This window comes from Aliterella atlantica CENA595 (genome assembly GCF_000952155.1).
GTDB lineage: Bacteria > Cyanobacteriota > Cyanobacteriia > Cyanobacteriales > Chroococcidiopsidaceae > Aliterella > Aliterella atlantica.
In genome coordinates this window covers 1-18,768 of sequence record NZ_JYON01000039.1, presented here as the reverse complement: position 1 = coordinate 18,768, position 18,768 = coordinate 1, and the positions used below count along the sequence as shown (strand labels likewise).

General features: G+C 38.7%; 14 protein-coding genes and 1 CRISPR repeat array. Of the genes, 12 read left to right on the top strand and 2 right to left on the bottom strand.

Annotated elements, in window-relative coordinates:
* Nucleotides 1–146 precede the first annotated feature (146 nt).
* A complete protein-coding gene (locus UH38_RS23130) occupies nucleotides 147–986 on the bottom strand; it encodes a prephenate/arogenate dehydrogenase (RefSeq protein ID WP_045057069.1) in 840 nt (279 codons plus the stop codon).
* Between the two features lie 72 nt (nucleotides 987–1,058).
* Between UH38_RS23130 and UH38_RS23125 the strand changes: the two genes are divergently transcribed.
* From UH38_RS23125 to UH38_RS23115, 3 genes are all read left to right on the top strand, one after another.
* Nucleotides 1,059–1,658 (top strand): DUF1517 domain-containing protein, encoded by a 600-nt coding sequence (locus UH38_RS23125; protein WP_200892590.1) that lies wholly within the window; start codon nucleotides 1,059–1,061, stop codon nucleotides 1,656–1,658.
* 70 nt (nucleotides 1,659–1,728) lie between these two features.
* Nucleotides 1,729–2,421, top strand: coding sequence for an HAD-IA family hydrolase (locus tag UH38_RS23120; RefSeq protein ID WP_144405762.1), 693 nt, complete (start codon nucleotides 1,729–1,731; stop codon nucleotides 2,419–2,421).
* 25 nt (nucleotides 2,422–2,446) lie between these two features.
* Nucleotides 2,447–2,863, top strand: coding sequence for a CAAD domain-containing protein (locus UH38_RS23115; RefSeq protein ID WP_045057067.1), 417 nt, complete (start codon nucleotides 2,447–2,449; stop codon nucleotides 2,861–2,863).
* A 55-nt stretch (nucleotides 2,864–2,918) separates the two neighbouring features.
* On the opposite strand, the gene UH38_RS23110 is transcribed toward UH38_RS23115, so the two are convergent.
* The gene (locus tag UH38_RS23110; RefSeq protein WP_045057066.1) at nucleotides 2,919–3,773 is read right to left on the bottom strand and encodes a helix-turn-helix transcriptional regulator; all 855 of its coding nucleotides are present in this window, start codon (nucleotides 3,771–3,773) and stop codon (nucleotides 2,919–2,921) included.
* Between the two features lie 100 nt (nucleotides 3,774–3,873).
* On the opposite strand from UH38_RS23110, the gene cas3 reads away from it, so the two are divergent.
* The 9 genes from cas3 (at nucleotide 3,874) to cas2 (ending at nucleotide 14,559) form a co-directional block, all read left to right on the top strand.
* A complete protein-coding gene (gene cas3 / locus UH38_RS23105; RefSeq protein ID WP_045057085.1) occupies nucleotides 3,874–5,976 on the top strand; it encodes a type I-D CRISPR-associated helicase Cas3' in 2,103 nt (700 codons plus the stop codon).
* A gap of 323 nt (nucleotides 5,977–6,299) precedes the next feature.
* Nucleotides 6,300–6,644, top strand: coding sequence for a hypothetical protein (locus tag UH38_RS23100; protein ID WP_200892589.1), 345 nt, complete (start codon nucleotides 6,300–6,302; stop codon nucleotides 6,642–6,644).
* A gap of 105 nt (nucleotides 6,645–6,749) precedes the next feature.
* On the top strand, nucleotides 6,750–10,055 hold the full coding sequence (cas10d, locus tag UH38_RS23095) for a type I-D CRISPR-associated protein Cas10d/Csc3 (protein ID WP_045057064.1): 3,306 nt from the start codon (nucleotides 6,750–6,752) through the stop codon (nucleotides 10,053–10,055).
* A 46-nt stretch (nucleotides 10,056–10,101) separates the two neighbouring features.
* Nucleotides 10,102–11,118, top strand: coding sequence for a type I-D CRISPR-associated protein Cas7/Csc2 (gene cas7d, locus UH38_RS23090; protein WP_045057063.1), 1,017 nt, complete (start codon nucleotides 10,102–10,104; stop codon nucleotides 11,116–11,118).
* Nucleotides 11,119–11,123: 5 nt separating this feature from the next.
* Nucleotides 11,124–11,822 (top strand): type I-D CRISPR-associated protein Cas5/Csc1, encoded by a 699-nt coding sequence (cas5d, locus tag UH38_RS23085; protein WP_045057062.1) that lies wholly within the window; start codon nucleotides 11,124–11,126, stop codon nucleotides 11,820–11,822.
* Nucleotides 11,823–11,825: 3 nt separating this feature from the next.
* Nucleotides 11,826–12,647 carry a CRISPR-associated endoribonuclease Cas6 gene (gene cas6 / locus UH38_RS23080; protein WP_045057061.1) on the top strand — a complete coding sequence of 274 codons (822 nt, stop codon included), beginning with the start codon at nucleotides 11,826–11,828 and terminating at the stop codon, nucleotides 12,645–12,647.
* A complete protein-coding gene (gene cas4, locus UH38_RS23075) occupies nucleotides 12,644–13,240 on the top strand; it encodes a CRISPR-associated protein Cas4 (RefSeq protein ID WP_045057060.1) in 597 nt (198 codons plus the stop codon). The genes cas6 and cas4 overlap by 4 nt, the downstream gene beginning before the upstream one ends.
* Nucleotides 13,241–13,256: 16 nt before the next feature.
* Complete coding sequence (gene cas1d, locus UH38_RS23070) at nucleotides 13,257–14,261, top strand: type I-D CRISPR-associated endonuclease Cas1d (RefSeq protein WP_045057059.1); 1,005 nt, start codon at nucleotides 13,257–13,259, stop codon at nucleotides 14,259–14,261.
* Between the two features lie 7 nt (nucleotides 14,262–14,268).
* Nucleotides 14,269–14,559, top strand: a complete 291-nt coding sequence (gene cas2, locus UH38_RS23065) for a CRISPR-associated endonuclease Cas2 (RefSeq protein ID WP_045057058.1) — start codon at nucleotides 14,269–14,271, stop codon at nucleotides 14,557–14,559.
* Nucleotides 14,560–14,794: 235 nt separating this feature from the next.
* A CRISPR array of direct repeats spans nucleotides 14,795–18,749; the repeat unit is 37 nt; unit sequence ATTCCAATTAATACAAATCCTTATTAGGGATTGAAAC.
* Nucleotides 18,750–18,768: the final 19 nt, after the last annotated feature.

Here is an 18,768-nt window from a genome sequence, read left to right as displayed (position 1 = left end):
CCTGACATAATTATGTCATGGATACATGGCAGGTAATATGGTTTTAGGCAGACTTTAGTCTGCGATTAGTTTTCATCCCTGGGCTGAAGCCGCAGGGTTTTCAACATATTTTCTTATAAAATAACTTAAATCCAACCGAAGCTGCTTTATTCGCGAACGAATTGTTTTCTTGCTATATGGTTAGATTGCAACTGCTGTTCTAAGCTATCCCAGTCTTCTTGCTCGATTAAGTTAATTACTGTGTCAAGGTTTTGACGATAGGATTGCAGACTTCTCAGTAATTCCTGGCGGTTATAACGCGCCATCATCATCCCAAGTTCGGGATTCCCGCCGCCGACACGGCTAGTATCGCGAAATCCAGAACTAGCTAACTGCTGCGCTAATTTGACAACTTCTTGTTTGTCACTATGACAAGTATTAATCAAAGTTCCGCTCACCATTACAGGTAAATGAGAAATTAAACTAACTGCGCGATCGTGATCTTGAGGCGAACAATAGTAAATATTAGCTTGAATACTTTTGACAATTTCCTCAACCTTAGCTGTTGCAGCACTGGGCGTATTTTCTACAGGTGTAAGTACATAAGGCTTAGAGACGAATAACTCAGTCTGCGCCGCTTCAATCCCACTATCTGCCGTTCCCGCCATAGGGTGTCCGCCGACAAAATTTGCCCACAAAGGAGCGACTTCATCTACTACAGGCGCTTTAACAGAACCAACATCAGTTAATACTGTTGCCGGATCTATATGAGGAATAAGTTGCTGTACCGTAGGGAGAATTGCCGCTATCGGCGTACAAACAAAAATTACCTCTGCATCCGCAAGTGTAGCTAAATCCATACTTGCAAGATCGACTGCACCACGAGAAGTTGCTTTTTGGCACACTTGTTCGCGCCGACTTACGCCTAAAACCTTATAGCCACAGGCACGTAAATCTAACCCTAAAGAGCCGCCAATTAATCCAAGTCCGATAATGCCAATATTCATAAATCAATACAAACACAGCAAGACCAATCTTGCCAACGGTAAAGTAGGTAATTAAGTTGTGGAGTTAAAAACATGGGTTTGCGCGATCGCTTTAGTAAACTAACTGGTGGTACTCGTTTTGTCGTCTCTCGTTTATTTTTGCATTTAGCAGGGCAAGAAGTAGCACCAATTTTAGGAGTCTTGAACAGTACAGCAAGAGCAGCTATCGATTCTGACGGCGACTTAGAGATAATGGGCGAAGGTTTAGTTGAACTATGTCAAACCTTGCTGCAATATGACGAATACTGGCTCTCGGCTGCTAATGAAGGCGATGTATTTTGGGATGAAGGCGAAGCTGGAGATTACGTCAACGAACTATTTACCGACTCTGCACAACGCTACCTTAGCGAACCAGATTTTAGCAACGGTTCTCAACCGAACGATCCTCTATCTATACCCGTAACTCGGAATGTTGTAGTCATGATTACCGTAGCTTTTGAAGGAGAAGTACCAGAATTAGAAACGGATCTTTCTAACGTTGAAGCGCTAAAAGATGCCCTAAAAGCGTTAATTAACCTGCACTACAAAGAAAAAATTAGAGCAATTCAAGTTCATTTTTCACCCGCACAGTTGGGAGATGAACTGACTAACGACCAGTTATTGCAATATTTTACCGAGTTGATTCCTTTGTAGCAGGCTGTAAAAATTTCTACCTTTATCGGGAGGAAGGTTAATTTAGAGCGTGCAACGATAAAGCTGAAATTTGCTGCAAGTAGTCTCAATGGCAAAAGGTACGATCGCTTTCGATATTATCGGTACTTGCTTTAGTCTGGAAAAGCCGCGCCAAAGTTTGATTGCCTTGGGAGCGCCTGCGTATGCTCTCGAACTTTGGTTTGCTCAAACTTTGCGAGATGCCTTTGCTTTGTCTCATGCAGGCAGCTACAAACCGCTCAAAGAGGTATTAGCAGCCGAATTACCGCGAACTATGCAGACGTTGGGAATTGCAGCAGATAAAGCACAATTAGAAAGTGCGATCGCTTCTTTTGCCGAACTTCAGTTGCAGCCGGAAGCTCTAAACGCTCTCCAAATTTTGCATAATGCGGGTTGGCAGATAGTAGCTTTAACTAATGGTAGCGAGGATTCTACACGCCAATTATTAGCAAAGGCAAATGTCCTTGATTACTTTAGACAGATTTATTCTTGCGATGCGATCGCCAAAACAAAACCTCATCCTGAAGTATATGCTATGACCAAACAGGATGCTACAGGAGATATATGGCTAGTTGCTGCTCATGCTTGGGATATTCAAGGCGCTAAAGCTGCTGGTTTAAAGGCAGCATATATTACTAAACAGGAGAGAGAATATTTATTTATTTACCCCCAACCCGATTTAATAGCTGAAGACTTAGTTACAGTTGCAGACAAGTTAGCTGAAAGCATAGTAACTTATACTTAAATTTTGAGTTGAGGATAGGAAAATTATGGAAGAATCCCAAGTACAACAACCCACAGTAGAAACTACTACGCCACCAGAAGCCGTTAAGGTATTAGAACCTGCACCTCAAGCAAATTTTGAGCCTGTCAATCAATCTGTGCAAAAAGGGCAATGGATACTTGCACAGGTTGTCAGCTTTTTATCGCAACTATCTGAGAACTTAGGGAGATTATTTGGCGAAAATCAACAGCTACTAATTAACCTGGGAATAATTATCGGTGCGCTGATTGCTTTTAGAGTCAGCTTGGCAGTAATAGCTGCTCTCAACGAGATCCCCTTAGTAGCGCCAACTTTTGAATTAGTTGGGATTGCCTACTCAGTTTGGTTTATCAGCCGCTATCTGCTCAGTTCCACAAATCGGCAAGAATTGGCACAAATTGTTCAGGGATTTCTCAATAAGTAAGTTTTAAAAGATGTATGCGATCGCCCAAGTAAGTGAATGGGCGATCGCTTTTTTGTCAGAAATACAAAGAATAGGAAGTTTGTAGTTTTTGTTTAATGCGATCGCGCACGCTCTCCGGCGAGACGACTACAATATCTGGTGCATTCTGCAATACATATCGAGTAAACCAGTAAGTATTTGATATCAGTTTGACAACTCGCCTTACACCTTGTTTATCTTCCAACCATTCATTTACTATGTCTTCGTTTGTTTTGGTTTGATAGGCAAAGGCTAATCCTCCAACTATATGCATTTCTACTTCTATTTGAGCCAAGGTAGAATGCCATTCACCTTTAATTGGTAAGATCGCAGCTTCGGTTATTCTGTCTAAGCGCAGACTCCAGTTATTAGTTAATTCTGATATGTCTAAATTTCCTTCTGTTTCCTCGCACCAGCAATCTAAATATTCTCCTCGTTCGTGACGATTAATTTGAGCATGGCGGACAGTAAAACTCCATGTTTTACCTGTAGCATCTTGATAAGACAATTGAAATGGTTGGTTTCGCAGTCTGTAGTTATCAATTTTTAATCGCCACTCTGGGGGTAGATTTTCCTTAAAGCGTTCTATCTGACTACGCAAAGGTATGGACAGTTCGCTGCGTTCGAGGAGTAAATCGGCGATCGCTAAGGCTTCTTCACTCTTACCTGCATCTGTCAAAGTACGGACAGATTGCACTAACGCCTCCAAGCGATTTGTTGACCAATCGTGATTGGGAGCGATCGCTAATTGTTGACGAGCGATCGCTTCTACCAATTTAGATATATTCGGGCGATCGCCCCACAATATCCCGAATTTGAGCGCAATTTCTTCTAATTGCGCTTTGTCTCGCTCAGAAATAGATAGGGTAATTGACTGACCTTTACGACTCATTGTGTTTGTCCGTACACTTTAACCGTACTTTCTATTGACGATCTTTATTTTGAATGTAAAGATGGCAATTAACAACAAATTACGGGCAATTTTTAATCGTATGTCCGATTATTCTATTATTCTCAAACCTGTTTACTCTCAAACAGTCCTGACACCAGAAGGAGTGCAATTACCGGAAAATTGGTCGCTTTCTTGGCATCAAGCCGCAACTTTGGAGGCGTTATGCGATCCCAGTATTGACGTAGTTTTTAATACAGCGATGACCGGAGATGGTAAAAGCTTAGCCGCTTACCTTCCAGCAATGACTAACTGCACGTCCACTTTAGCGATGTACCCTACGAATGAATTAGCACGAGATCAAGAAAAACAAGTACAAAGCTATAAAAATCAGTTTCAACCTACTAAACACGATCTTCAAGTTTATCGTTTGAACGCAGCTATACTTGAGGATTTTATCGAAACAACTAAACTATCTTCAAAACAAGCAGCATTACTTAATCGTGCTATTAATTCAGAAATTCTGCTTACAAATCCTGATATTTTTCACTACATTCATGATTTTCGTTACTTACGACGCAACAAACAGGGTAAAGGCGACAATGCCAATAAATTGTTCGCGAATATTGACAACAACTATAACTTATTCATTTTCGATGAGTTTCATATCTTCTCATCTCCTCAAATTACCAACGTAATCAATGCAATATTACTAATTAAGCATACTGTTCCTGGTAAGCAATTCTTATTTCTCTCGGCTACTCCTAACGAGCTATTACAGGATTTTTTGTCTCAAGCTGGATTGAGATACCGTGTTATTGACCCAGTTAAGCAGAATGCTTATAAGTTTTCTTTAAATGAAACAAGTAAAAGCTGGCGACAAATTAGCCAGCCAATTAATTTAATTTTTCCTCAAAATATAGAACCGAATATACGTTCTAGTTACGATTGGATTTTAAATAATGCGGAAACAACCATATTAAAGTTTTTTCAAACTTACCCAGGTAGTAAAGGTGCAATAATTCTTAATTCCATTGCTGCTGTAAAAAAACTAATCCCTAAGTTTAAGGCACTTTTTGAACCGCTAGGATTACAAGTACGAGAAAACACAGGTTTAACAGGTGAAACCGAAAAATCAAGATCGGTTATAGAAGCAGATTTACTTTTAGGTACATCTACAATTGATGTAGGAGTTGACTTTCGGATTAATTTTTTAGTCTTTGAAGCGGCGGATGCTGGTAACTTTATTCAACGTTTCGGAAGGTTAGGCAGACATAAAGATTTTGAAATCTATCAAGCTTATGCTCTACTTCCAAATTTTATTATAGAGCGACTATTTGAAAGAGATTTACATCCGTTGCAGGATGGTGAAACTTACGATCGCATTACTTTTTCTCAGGCTATCCGCGATCGCTACTCCTCTATTAATGATTTTAGACAATATCCGCAACGATGGGGTGGGATTCAATCAACCTGCGTGTATTCTGAGCTTTTGAGGCTTAAACATTACTACCCTGAAGCTGCTCAAAACTTCGGCAATGATGTTCAAAAAGCTTTAAAGATCAGCGTTAATAAAAAGTACGGACAAATTAAACATTGCCAGAGTGAAGGAAAACAGAAAGTAATTGATGAAGCGCGGAATTTTCGCGGGAGTAGTCAGTTAGATTGTGCGATTTATGATGACACGAATAGAAACGAACCAGAAAGCGCTCGCTTTAAAACTTATAACCTTCCTAGTTTGATTAGTAATTTTACTTTTGAATGGATGGAAAAGCCCCAGTTTATTCAACAAGCAAAACAAGCAGGGTTATTGACAACTCGATTTGAGAAGGCTTTATGTTACTTGAAATTGACAGGTTATAGAGAAATACGGGAAGATTGGCATTTTTATCATTCTGGCGACATCAGTACAATTGCTAAATCGAGTAAGGTGCAAGTTCTTAAAGGCTTGCAAGTTTCCACAGGTATTAATGATGTTAGTAAAGCTTTGTACCAAAGAGGTCTAGTTTGCTATATCTCTGATTGCGATCGCGCCACCCTACGAGCCAAGTTAGGACTACCGATACACTTTCAAGCATACTCTTTAAGCGATCGCTTAAACGACCGAAAACCAGCATACACAATTGCTTTTGGACAGTCTGCGTTGTTGTTAGAAACCCTAATTTGGCACTGGGAGCCAAGAGAGGATGAAGGATGGATTTGCTGAAAAGGATAGGGAGAAGGGGTTTTGCCCAAAATCAGAAGGCGACAGTGTTTCAATACCTAAAAGGCATTATGGAGAGTGCAGTACCGAACTGCGAACCCTCCTCCCTATACATAAGGTTACACTTATCTGCATCTAACACTCTAGAAAGTGATTTTTAATCATTAAGGCTACAGTAACCCTTGACATCTAAAAATAGCAATGACAGTATAGTGTCAACTAACTACAAGAAATTATGAACATACATCTTACTAATAAAGATATAGCCTAAATGCCAGAATCAAGGCGTACTTAGTTTCTCAACTGTCTACCTGAACCCTAAAAGCTTGGAGTTTGAAAAGCATAACGAAAGTAAGAAGAAGATAGCCAACTTTCATGTAAAGCTTACTCAATTACTTGACGCAGGGCTAACCAAACGAGGAATGTCTGTGCGAGTCAAACTAAAACGAGATTTAGCCAAAAAACTCGGTCGTGAGTATATCAACAGTCTAGAAATATCTTCAACAGGAACTATTGTTTGCGATGGACAAGAATTTGATAAGCCAAGTCCCTTGACTGGAAAGATTAACGGTAGTTCGTGTAACGGCTGGGAATACATAGAGATTAAAAAAGATGGTTGCTGGGTGCGTTTAGAAGAATTACGTGCAATTTGGCGGACAACCAAGAATTAAAGAGAGTTTGCGAGAACAAATAGCTATCAATTTTAATATTTGTTCTTGTAAGTTTTGTATTTGCAGACATCAAAATTAACCAATTGAGTAGAAATAAACTTATTTATGGCTGATAATAATTTTGACGATTTACCTTTAGAAACATTAGAGTTTGATGCTACGCAAAATCTAGATGATGAAACCCCGATAAAAGCTGAACTTTTGACAATCAAATTGTTTAAGCAGGCGATTCTAGATACAGAAGGAAACAAAAGCGATCGCATTTTAGAAAACTTAGCTGAAAATGTTGTACCTAATCTATTTTCCCAGTTAGGAGGAGCAACAGCAAAAGGAGGTCAATTTACGGAAGATAGACGCGCAGAAGGTAAAAATGTTGAACGCAGTAAACACGATCAGTCTTTTATATCTCACCTTTTAAATGGGCTACTTCCTACTTATCGAATACTAAAACAACTGAGATTAGAACAAGCAACCAATCCTGTTAAACGCTACTGTAACGATATCGTAATTTGTTTATTTATCGTATCTTATCTTTTACATGACTTTGATAAGTTTCCTGATTATCCCGCCTGGTTAAATGCTAATGATAACGAAGGTAAATTTAAAAATCGCCATTGGCAAAAAGATCAACCTCATAAATCCGATGCGCCTAACTTTGGACGAGAATATATTGCTAAAAAAATCACCGATCTAGGTTTGAATTATTTACTAGGTGATGATTGGGAAAAACATATTGATGACATAGTGTGGCTAAGTAATAATGCAGGAGTTAAATACGACGCTGATTTAGGTTTAGAAATTCGTGGATTAAACCCTAAATTAGATGGTAGAACTAGAAGTATTCTTGCCAGCCTTGTTAGATTATCAGATTTATTCGCTTCAGTAATAAAGCGTCCAGGCGATGTAGATAATAATGGATTGTTTGAAGAACTAACTAGCTTAAGCAATGGACAATTGAAGTTTAGTTATCACTCTTTGTCAGACAATCGTGGAGTTATAACTAATATTTTAAATAATGCTTTAATAGAAGCTCATCCCCAAGATTTTTATACAGCATTACTATATTTACCAGATGGAGTTGTTTATTTAACTAAACCCAATGCTCCGGTAATTGATATAAGTAACCTACCTAATCTAGTAATTGCCAAAATCAAAATTTTATGTGGAGATAGATTAAAACGAGATCAAACAGGTTTTGGACGGGATGGGAAAGGTTTTAAATTTGCTGATTACTATTGGTTGTTCTTTGATGCTATTCAGCTAATGGAAGTTAGTGTTAATGCAGCTAGTAGACTAATTCCTAGTACAAAAAGTTCCTCAGCTAAAAAACGTAGTGATAGCTTAGTTGCTTTTCAGAATGCAGGGGATTTACCTACTAATCTCAATCTAGAATTTGGTGAAGATTATCGCATTGATAGGTTAGCAGAATTTGGAGATACCCTATGTAGAGGAATTTGGAGTGAATGGTGCGATCGCTTAAATACTTGGCAAAAGCAGCAACCTAAAGCTAACCGTAAAGAGATCCCAAATTTAAACTTAACTCACAAACTTGCTGAATATTTGGGCTTATCAACTGAAATATCTGCTATACAAGCCATTCAAACTTTAAAAAAAACTGGAGGCGTACCCCTTGATTGGTATTACATAGCAGCGCAATATTTTCAGCGTAATTTGGGTTTAGATGAAGCTCAAATTAGGGAAAGAATGACGGAGATGGTAAATTATGCGGCTACCTTAATTAAGCCAACTTTAGAGCAATTCACAATTTCTGATGGTTGGGATGATATCCGCACCTATGTAAATCGAGTTGTTTGTTTACCAGCAGGTGCAGTTGTTACGCCAGAAATACAACCTTTTTTAACCGAAATTAGCAGATATAGCGCCGCTAAAGTAACAGGTAGAGGACGAGAAAACGTTTGTGCAATGTCGAGTTCTTCCTATACTGTTACAGAACAAATGGAATCAGCAACATTATTTGCTCCCCAAGTTTACAGTAACCGCCAGATATTATTTAACGCCCAAGCCGCTAAACGGCAAATTTGCTCGATTTGGTCAATAGAGATCATGTTAAGGCAAATTTTAATGAACCAAACCAACGCTACAGGAGGAGACTTTGAAGGACGCAAGTATAGATATCTGTACCTTTATCCCGCTTATTTTTTTACACCAGAAACTAATAAGTTTTTACAAAAAGCTTATACTTGGATTGAGCGATCGCGATTTGATGCAGACATCCGCAAATACCTAATTACAGAAAAGCAAGAAGCTAATTTTACTCTTGACAATTATCAAAAAGTTGATGCGTTACTAATTAAAGAAGATTTGCAGCCGGAAAACGATCGCACCTTCAAAATTAGTTATCCAGAAAATCAACCACTTACATTTTTCTTTCTAGCACTACCACCAGGAAAAGATGCTACAGATATAGAATCTTGGGTAATGCCTGCATGGTTAGCATTAGCGTTACCGCTAGTCTTAGATATCAAAACAGTTGCTTCAGAGTCACCCGTACCACCTTTTATTAGTGGTGCTGATTTTGAACAGACGGTTTTACTAGACGGAGAACATCAAGCAATTCACTCTTTAATTAAACAAGCTGAGTACCGATTAGATAGTATCGTCCCTCGTAGCCTAAACCAGCGTAAATTTTCCCCGCTTAATGCTCTTAGTGCGGCTTATTGCATTCACTTGGAAGTCAATCGTAAAAAAGATGGAAATCCTGATTGGGGGAAATTAGCAGCGTTAGCGCGCGATTTAGAAACTAGCCCTCTTTACGTCTTTCACTACCTTAGTAAATGGCTACGTAAACCAAAAAGCAATTCTGTACAAATTCCTGAGATTAAATCTGTACCAATTTCCAAAATTAAATTGTACTTTGACTTTTACTACTACTTCGAGCCAAAAGGAGATGAGATGACTAAATTAGAAAATTTAACTGAACTTTATCGCAAGTTTTATCGGGCAAAAAGCCAATATGCTAAAGCTAATGCAGTTTTAAAACCAATTGATGAGGCTGCGAATGTAGTTTTAAAAATTGATAAAGCTTTAGCTAGTGATAATGAGTCTTTAACTCAACTTGTAGCTGCACGTTTATCAACGTTAATGAAAAATGTTAGGCGACGTACTGCGGAGGGAAAACCCACTTTAACCTTTATAGATGGCAAGTGGAAACCTGCTTTAAATTCCGAGGAAGAACGACAAGCAATCTATGAATTTGCTAAGTATTTTGTTGAGGTGATTTTTGATGAGACATTTAAGAGCGATCGCGCTCGTTTAGCAGGTATGCAATTAAATCTTATCCGCGATACCTGCGATTATCTCTATCGTTTAGCTGATGATACTGAGCGCCAACAAAAACCACAAGATGAACCAGATGAAATTATAGAATTAGAAGCAGAAGCCACAATTTAGAATAATTCAATTTTTTCAAGTAACCACAAAACAGAGTGAACACAAAATGACTTTTATTAAAACCGTTGAGCCGAAGTTTTTTCACAGCGAAATCCCAGCTAAACCAATGGGTAAATATGTCCACTTTATTACTATCCGTGTAACTGAATCTTACCCATTATTTCAAACTGACGGCGAACTTAATAAAGCACGAGTAAGAGCAGGAATTGAGAATAATCAAGCAATTAGCCGTTTAGCACTATTCAAGCGCAAACAGTCTACCCCAGAACGCCTTACAGGTAGAGAGTTGTTGCGTAATTACAAAATTGGTGACTGGGAAAAGTGCGATTATAACGTTGATTTTAGCAAAACTACTCCCGATTGTATTCTTTACGGTTTTGCAATTGGTGATGCTGGTTCAGAAAAATCAAAAGTTGTAGTAGATACAGCTTATTCAATTACACCCTTTGATGATTCCCACTTAAATTTTACACTCAATGCACCTTTTGAAAATGGCACAATGAGCCGTCAAGGAGAAGTAACTAGCCGAATAAATAGTCAAGATCACATATTGCCTCAAGTCTTTTTTCCTAGCATTGTGACGCTAAAAGACCCTACACAAGCAGGATTTATTTATGTGTTCAATAACATTTTGAGAACGAGTCACTACGGCGCACAAACAACCCGTACTGGTAAAGTTCGCAATCAATTGATAGGCGTTGTTTTTGCTGATGGAGAGATTGTTAGCAATTTGCGATGGACGCAAAAAATATATGACTTAATGAGCCAAAAAAGTCAAATTAATTCCCCCGATCCACTAGATGAAGATAATGTTTTATCTGCTGCTACAGAAGCTATAAATGTCCTTATGTCTCAAGAGTGTATTTGTCATACAGATTTCATAGGTAACTCTTTTATCACTTTATTGAATGAAGTTAAGTCCATTACCAGCGATGAAACCAAGCTAAAGCAAATGCTAACTCAAGCTAATACAGAGTCAGTTGCTTATGCAGACAAGTATGTATTGAAGTCAGCAGCAAAAGAAAAAAGGAGTAATAAAAAAGCTACGGTTGTAGCGGAGTAAATGTAATGACATTTATCTACCGTTGTCAGTTAGAGTTGCACGATAGCCTCTATTATGCAACTCGTGAAATCGGGCGCTTGTATGAAACCGAACCAGTAATACATAACTACGCCCTGTGTTATGCACTAGGCTTAGTCGATAGCGAAGTCTACTCTACTAGCGTTGCTGAAGAACACTCTTATCGCTATTTTTGCCCCGAACAAGTGCCTAAGTATGAGGAGCATTTAACGCCACTTAACAAGCAGGGAATATATGTTACCCCAGCGCGATCGCTTTCTCATTATGCCATGCTCAATACATGGAAGTACGCAAATAACAACTACCACGTAGAGATGGAGAAAACCCAAAAGAATATTCCTAGTTTTGGTAGGGCGAAAGAAATTGCCCCTGAAAGTAGATTTGAGTTTCTCCTCATCTCGCAAAAAAGCCTAACTTTGCCTAAATGGATTCGTCTAGGTAAGTGGATGAGTAAAGCAGCAGTAGAAGTTACAGAACTTTCTCAGTCTAAGTTAATTGCAGGGGAATATGTATTTCCCTATTTGCTCAATCCCTTAGATGTGATGTTCTCCCATCAAGTCATTAGCTATGACGTGGTAAATATGCCTCCAGTCAGCCTAATCCGTAACGTACGGCTGCGAGGGCAATTTTACGAAACTGACAAGCTAAAAATTCCGGCTGGTATGCAATACCGTTTTAGGAGTTGATATATGCCTCATAGTTTAGTTCTCAATATCATTCCACAGTCGCCTATTTACCCTGGCTACCTCAGTGGTAAACACATCCACGCCCTATTTTTAACGCTAGTTAGTGCTGTCGATAAACTATTGGGCGACTTTCTCCACGCTGACAAAAGCAATAAAGCCTTTACTCTTAGCCCTTTACAGGTATCTAGTAACTATAGAGTGCAATGGGAACACAAACAAGCGATCGCACCTGGTACTCCTTGTTGGCTGAGAATATCTTTGTTAGATGAGGCTTTGTTTAGCAAACTTACTCAACTGTGGCTAAATCTCAATCCTAGTCGCGCTTGGCATTTGGGTTCTGCGGATTTAAAGATTACTAGCGTTTTGGGTACTCCTCAATCTACTCAACCTTGGGCGAATTTTTGCTCTTACTCTCAACTATACGAGCAAGCATCAGATCGCGATCGCCTAATTAGTTTCACTCTCTCAACTCCTACAGCATTCCGCCAGCAAGAGTTTGATTGTGCTTTACCGAGTAGAGATAGTGTGTTTAACAGCCTAATCAATCGTTGGCATAAATTTAGCAAGATTGAAATGTCTCCAGATATCGTCCAAGCTATCTTTCCTAGCTACTTTGATATTCGTACAGAGATAGTTGCAGATTCGCGCAGCAAGTTTATTGGTTGTGTTGGTAATGTCAGCTATCGGATTTTGGGCAATGTCGAACCACAAGTAATTAAGCAAATCAACGCTTTAGCAGACTTTGCTTTGTACTCTGGCGTAGGTAGAAAAACGCCGATGGGAATGGGGATGGTAAGGCGATCGCAAATTCGCAAGCCAACATGAATAATTCTGAATATATTGCGATCGCTGCTCTCAATCAATACACCTATTGTCCTCACCGTTGCTGGCGGATGTTTTGTGCGGGAGAGTTTACAGACAACCAGTACACGATTGAAGGTACTAGCTTGCACGATCGCGTCCACACTTTAGGGGAAGGACATCGAGAGGAAATCTGGCAAATTCGGGCAGTTTGGCTCAAATCTGAGCAATATCGCTTGATTGGCAAAGCAGATTTAATTGAAGAAAATGAAGGATGCTTGTATCCAGTAGAGTATAAGCGCGGCTATCGGGGACAATGGGATAACGATGAGTTGCAAGTCTGCGCCCAAGCGCTTTGTTTGGAGGAGATGACGGGCAAAAGTGTAGTTCAAGGATATATCTATTACACTCACTCCCATCAACGCCAAATAGTGGAAATAACTGCCGAATTACGTGCTAGTGCGATCGCAACTATCGCCGCAGTACAAAATTTGCTAGCAACTGGAATAATGCCCAAAGCTATTTATAGGCAGCGTTGTCAAGGTTGCAGTTTGTATTCGCAATGTTTACCGCAAGCAGCAGATAAGGTGAAGCGCTATCAAGAAGCGGCTATATAATTTTAAGGAGTTTGTTGTGGGAACTGTTTACGTCACCGAACAGGATAGTTTTATTGGCAAAACGGATGAACGTCTCAGCGTCAAAGCAAATAAAGCAACGCTTTTAGACGTACCTTTAATTAAGGTAGATGGTCTTGTGGTTTTAGGACGTGCTACTGTCTCGCCTGCGGCTGTGTTTGAACTTTTGGAGCGGCGCATTCCTTTGAGTTTTCTTACAGGTACGGGGCGTTATTTGGGGCGTTTAGAACCAGAACTGACGAAAAATATCTTTGTCAGGAAAGCCCAATGGCAAGCTATTGGCGAATCAGCAAGAGCAATTCACCTCGTACAAGGTTTTGTGCGGGGTAAACTAAAAAACTATCGCCATACCCTCTTACGGCGAGATAGAGAATGCAGCGAAATAGATTTGCAAGCTCATATAAGTCAATTAGAACAAGCGATCGCACCTATTGCCAAGACTACTAGCATTGATTCTTTACGTGGCTTGGAGGGTGCGGGGAGTGCGGCTTATTTTGGTTGCTTTGACAAGTTAATTAAAGGTTCGGAGTTTGGGTTTAAAACTAGAAATCGTCGTCCTCCTACCGATCCTGTTAATGCGCTACTCAGCTTAGGCTACTCATTGTTGCGTCACGATATTCAAGGTGCGTTAAATATTGTCGGCTTCGATCCTTATTTAGGATACCTGCACGTCGAACGTTACGGTCGTCCTTCGCTAGCTTTGGATTTGATGGAAGAGTTTCGTCCTTTGGTAGTCGATGCTGTGGTGTTAGCTGCCTTGAATAAGCGATCGCTTAACCCTAATGATTTTACGACAGAACCATTGAGTAATGCTGTTTCACTTACTAAAGAAGGACTGCATACTTTTTTACGTCTTTACGAACTCAAGAAGCAGTCTAAGTTTAAGCATCCGGTTTTGTTGAAGCAATGTACTTATCGTGAAGCTTTTGAGATTCAGGCTCGATTATTAGCTAAGTATTTGATGGGCGAGATTGAAAAGTATCCTCCTTTAGTTTTGAAGTAACCTGATGATGAATGTCGTAATTACCTATGATATTTCCGAAGACAAGCGCCGCACTAAAATTTTCAACATTCTCAAGTCTTACGGACAGTGGGTACAATTGAGCGTGTTTGAGTGTTGCAACTTGACTGACACGCAGTATGCTAAATTGCGATCGCGTTTAAGTAAGGCAATTCAGCCTAATGTAGATAGCATCCGTTTTTATTTTCTTTGTGGTTGCTGTCAAGGTAAAGTAGAACGCATTGGCGGCGAACAACCCCGCGACGAGACTATATTTTTTGCTACTAGCGCGGATGGGTAGGTGTTGAGGCGAAGTTTTTGCAAGAATGCCATGAGATGCTTGGCGTGTAGGAATTTAGGAGCTAAGGGAGGATTAATGTATTCGCGCGTTTGCTGAGATGTATGTATAGCAATGTTTTCGTTGGATTGTCACTGTGTGTCCTACGAGCGTTTAGGGGAGTGGATGATATAATCGTTTTGGTTTCGCGCGATCGTACCTTGAAAACTAAATATCGTAAGGTTTTTAGCAGCCAGCGATTCCAATTAATACAAATCCTTATTAGGGATTGAAACAAGACGGGCAAAAGGGGCGCGATGGGCAGAAAGGTATTCCAATTAATACAAATCCTTATTAGGGATTGAAACAGAGAAGACGGCGCGTACCACTGCCATCGATGCGATTCCAATTAATACAAATCCTTATTAGGGATTGAAACAAGAAATCTGCACCTGCTGGGAAGCAAAATAAAATTCCAATTAATACAAATCCTTATTAGGGATTGAAACTTATGAGGGAACCTACCCACAGCAAACAGAGTACGAATATTCCAATTAATACAAATCCTTATTAGGGATTGAAACTGCTGTACTAATTAATATTCCAGGATTCCAGCCAATATTCCAATTAATACAAATCCTTATTAGGGATTGAAACAGTGTTTGCTCTACAAGCACTGATGCTAGACACGATCTAGCATTCCAATTAATACAAATCCTTATTAGGGATTGAAACATTGAAAAATGACACGTTATCAAGGCTTGTAGTTGATTCCAATTAATACAAATCCTTATTAGGGATTGAAACATTCTTTAATTTTGGGCGTTGCAGGAAACTTTCTAACCATTCCAATTAATACAAATCCTTATTAGGGATTGAAACATCGCGCTTGGCTTGGTCAAGAGTGACGCGGTAGTGTATTCCAATTAATACAAATCCTTATTAGGGATTGAAACAGGATTTTGCAAAAAGTAGTATTCCTTTTCATCTCCATTCCAATTAATACAAATCCTTATTAGGGATTGAAACGCTGGGCAGCTTTAAAATAATTGGCTGTCTTTCAATTCCAATTAATACAAATCCTTATTAGGGATTGAAACGATCAATTTGCACTGATGATAAGCTTGACAGCAACATTCCAATTAATACAAATCCTTATTAGGGATTGAAACCTGAGTTTGGCAAGTTGATCGATCTTCGGTTCCCTACATTCCAATTAATACAAATCCTTATTAGGGATTGAAACAACAGGTGGGTAGCTAGTAGGCGGATTACCACAAATTCCAATTAATACAAATCCTTATTAGGGATTGAAACTGACAAAGGTATGGTGATAACAACTTCAGTGACATTCCAATTAATACAAATCCTTATTAGGGATTGAAACGAAAGACTAGATGGACAGCCAGAGCCAGAAATACCATTCCAATTAATACAAATCCTTATTAGGGATTGAAACTCCACATAATCAGAAACCTCTATATCTATCCGCCAATTCCAATTAATACAAATCCTTATTAGGGATTGAAACGCAGCAGTTGCTTCGCAATACTAGCCCTGCAAGTATTCCAATTAATACAAATCCTTATTAGGGATTGAAACCGATTACGCTTTTACTTTGGGGAACCCGCGTTAAGCCTTTAGATTCCAATTAATACAAATCCTTATTAGGGATTGAAACTCTGCTTTAGAGATTAAAAGTAATCCGCTAAGTAATTCCAATTAATACAAATCCTTATTAGGGATTGAAACTCCCTAGCCTGCAATCGATCGTCCTGATAGGTGATTTTCTCATTCCAATTAATACAAATCCTTATTAGGGATTGAAACTAAAGTTGCCGACTGGCGACACTGTTTATTGTCACATTCCAATTAATACAAATCCTTATTAGGGATTGAAACTGTAAGTAGAACTAAGCTTGATTGGGAAACAATAAAATTCCAATTAATACAAATCCTTATTAGGGATTGAAACCTGAGAGTTGGCAGGACGCAGCAAGCCCGAATTTATTCCAATTAATACAAATCCTTATTAGGGATTGAAACCAATGCCGAAGGTGGGGAAGTGCGATCGCAATAATTCCAATTAATACAAATCCTTATTAGGGATTGAAACACTTGTATTGGCAGTTTTTAGAGTAGAAGAAAAATTCCAATTAATACAAATCCTTATTAGGGATTGAAACAAGTACAAAATCGGTAGATAATCTTAGCCTCAGATGAGGATACTGTGCATTCCAATTAATACAAATCCTTATTAGGGATTGAAACCTGCTCTGTATCTGTTGCAGGTCGCACGCCAGTAACAATTCCAATTAATACAAATCCTTATTAGGGATTGAAACTTTAAACATGGAAAACCGACAGATAAATTTTTATTCCAATTAATACAAATCCTTATTAGGGATTGAAACGAGATGCTCAAAAATGGTAGCTGCTCTTGCCACGCATTCCAATTAATACAAATCCTTATTAGGGATTGAAACAATTTCTAAAGATTCCATAAATCATTCTCTATCCCATTCCAATTAATACAAATCCTTATTAGGGATTGAAACTTATACTACACGGCGACTCATCGGAACGAATGCACTTTATTCCAATTAATACAAATCCTTATTAGGGATTGAAACGGAGACTACGAGCAAAATCATACACACCATCCTAATATTCCAATTAATACAAATCCTTATTAGGGATTGAAACGCCTTTCGTTTTTTTTTGTGCTAGCTATCCTTAAAATTCCAATTAATACAAATCCTTATTAGGGATTGAAACTGTTCATAGGCGATCGCTCTTAATTTTCACTCCATTCCAATTAATACAAATCCTTATTAGGGATTGAAACACCTTCTACTTAATATGAAAGGTAGTTAGAATGCATTCCAATTAATACAAATCCTTATTAGGGATTGAAACAGAAAGAGACGCAGCGATTGCAGCTTCCCGCAAATTCCAATTAATACAAATCCTTATTAGGGATTGAAACCCCGCAAGAAATAGCAGGGCAGCCCCGCCTATCATTAATTCCAATTAATACAAATCCTTATTAGGGATTGAAACTTCCTAATGGGCAAAAGATGGAAGATACCAGATTAATTCCAATTAATACAAATCCTTATTAGGGATTGAAACTTCCTAATGGGCAAAAGATGGAAGATACCAGATTAATTCCAATTAATACAAATCCTTATTAGGGATTGAAACACCTATTTGGTTCTCATAAGCAAAATAAGTTAAATTCCAATTAATACAAATCCTTATTAGGGATTGAAACACGCCAAGGAAGCGGCTAAGAGCAGTCCAACGCGGATTCCATTCCAATTAATACAAATCCTTATTAGGGATTGAAACGAAGCATTTAGCATTTCTAGCCATCGGGAAATTTAATTCCAATTAATACAAATCCTTATTAGGGATTGAAACTCAGACGATGACCGCACCCCAAACCGATACCCTCATTCCAATTAATACAAATCCTTATTAGGGATTGAAACTTAAACCAACTAGCAGAGGTTTATGACGGATTGGAAATTCCAATTAATACAAATCCTTATTAGGGATTGAAACAAAGCCCTACGCGCTAAAGGGTTGCCTGTCGCATATTCCAATTAATACAAATCCTTATTAGGGATTGAAACTCTGCTACCAGATTGGCAAACACTGGTTTGAGTGATTCCAATTAATACAAATCCTTATTAGGGATTGAAACATGCGGTGAGAAGGATGCAATCTGAGCCTCATTATTCCAATTAATACAAATCCTTATTAGGGATTGAAACCTCGGTAATACTTGGAATGCCTCATCGTGGCTAAATTCCAATTAATACAAATCCTTATTAGGGATTGAAACTCTCAAGTCACTTGCGATCGCCCAACAGCCATTGTATTCCAATTAATACAAATCCTTATTAGGGATTGAAACGCCAAGACTTACACTAATATCGCTAGCTTTTTCCAGAATTCCAATTAATACAAATCCTTATTAGGGATTGAAACTTCTGACAAGGAGTGCTACTAGATTCCTGTGGCAGATTCCAATTAATACAAATCCTTATTAGGGATTGAAACACATAATCGCAAAGCATCGCCCATTGAATACTACTATTCCAATTAATACAAATCCTTATTAGGGATTGAAACATGATATCAAACATTTATCTTGCAATCGTCTACTATTCCAATTAATACAAATCCTTATTAGGGATTGAAACATTGCTCGACTGCAAGTTG

Excerpts from the sequence above, each read along its gene's own strand:
- cas5d (WP_045057062.1), top strand. The coding sequence starts at position 11,124 with ATGACATTTATCTACCGTTGTCAGTTAGAGTTGCACGATAGCCTCTAT.
- UH38_RS23115 (WP_045057067.1), top strand. The coding sequence starts at position 2,447 with ATGGAAGAATCCCAAGTACAACAACCCACAGTAGAAACTACTACGCCA.
- cas3 (WP_045057085.1), top strand. The coding sequence starts at position 3,874 with ATGTCCGATTATTCTATTATTCTCAAACCTGTTTACTCTCAAACAGTC.
- UH38_RS23125 (WP_200892590.1), top strand. The coding sequence starts at position 1,059 with ATGGGTTTGCGCGATCGCTTTAGTAAACTAACTGGTGGTACTCGTTTT.
- UH38_RS23110 (WP_045057066.1), bottom strand. The coding sequence starts at position 3,773 with ATGAGTCGTAAAGGTCAGTCAATTACCCTATCTATTTCTGAGCGAGAC.
- cas7d (WP_045057063.1), top strand. The coding sequence starts at position 10,102 with ATGACTTTTATTAAAACCGTTGAGCCGAAGTTTTTTCACAGCGAAATC.
- UH38_RS23130 (WP_045057069.1), bottom strand. The coding sequence starts at position 986 with ATGAATATTGGCATTATCGGACTTGGATTAATTGGCGGCTCTTTAGGG.
- cas10d (WP_045057064.1), top strand. The coding sequence starts at position 6,750 with ATGGCTGATAATAATTTTGACGATTTACCTTTAGAAACATTAGAGTTT.
- cas2 (WP_045057058.1), top strand. The coding sequence starts at position 14,269 with ATGAATGTCGTAATTACCTATGATATTTCCGAAGACAAGCGCCGCACT.
- cas4 (WP_045057060.1), top strand. The coding sequence starts at position 12,644 with ATGAATAATTCTGAATATATTGCGATCGCTGCTCTCAATCAATACACC.
- cas6 (WP_045057061.1), top strand. The coding sequence starts at position 11,826 with ATGCCTCATAGTTTAGTTCTCAATATCATTCCACAGTCGCCTATTTAC.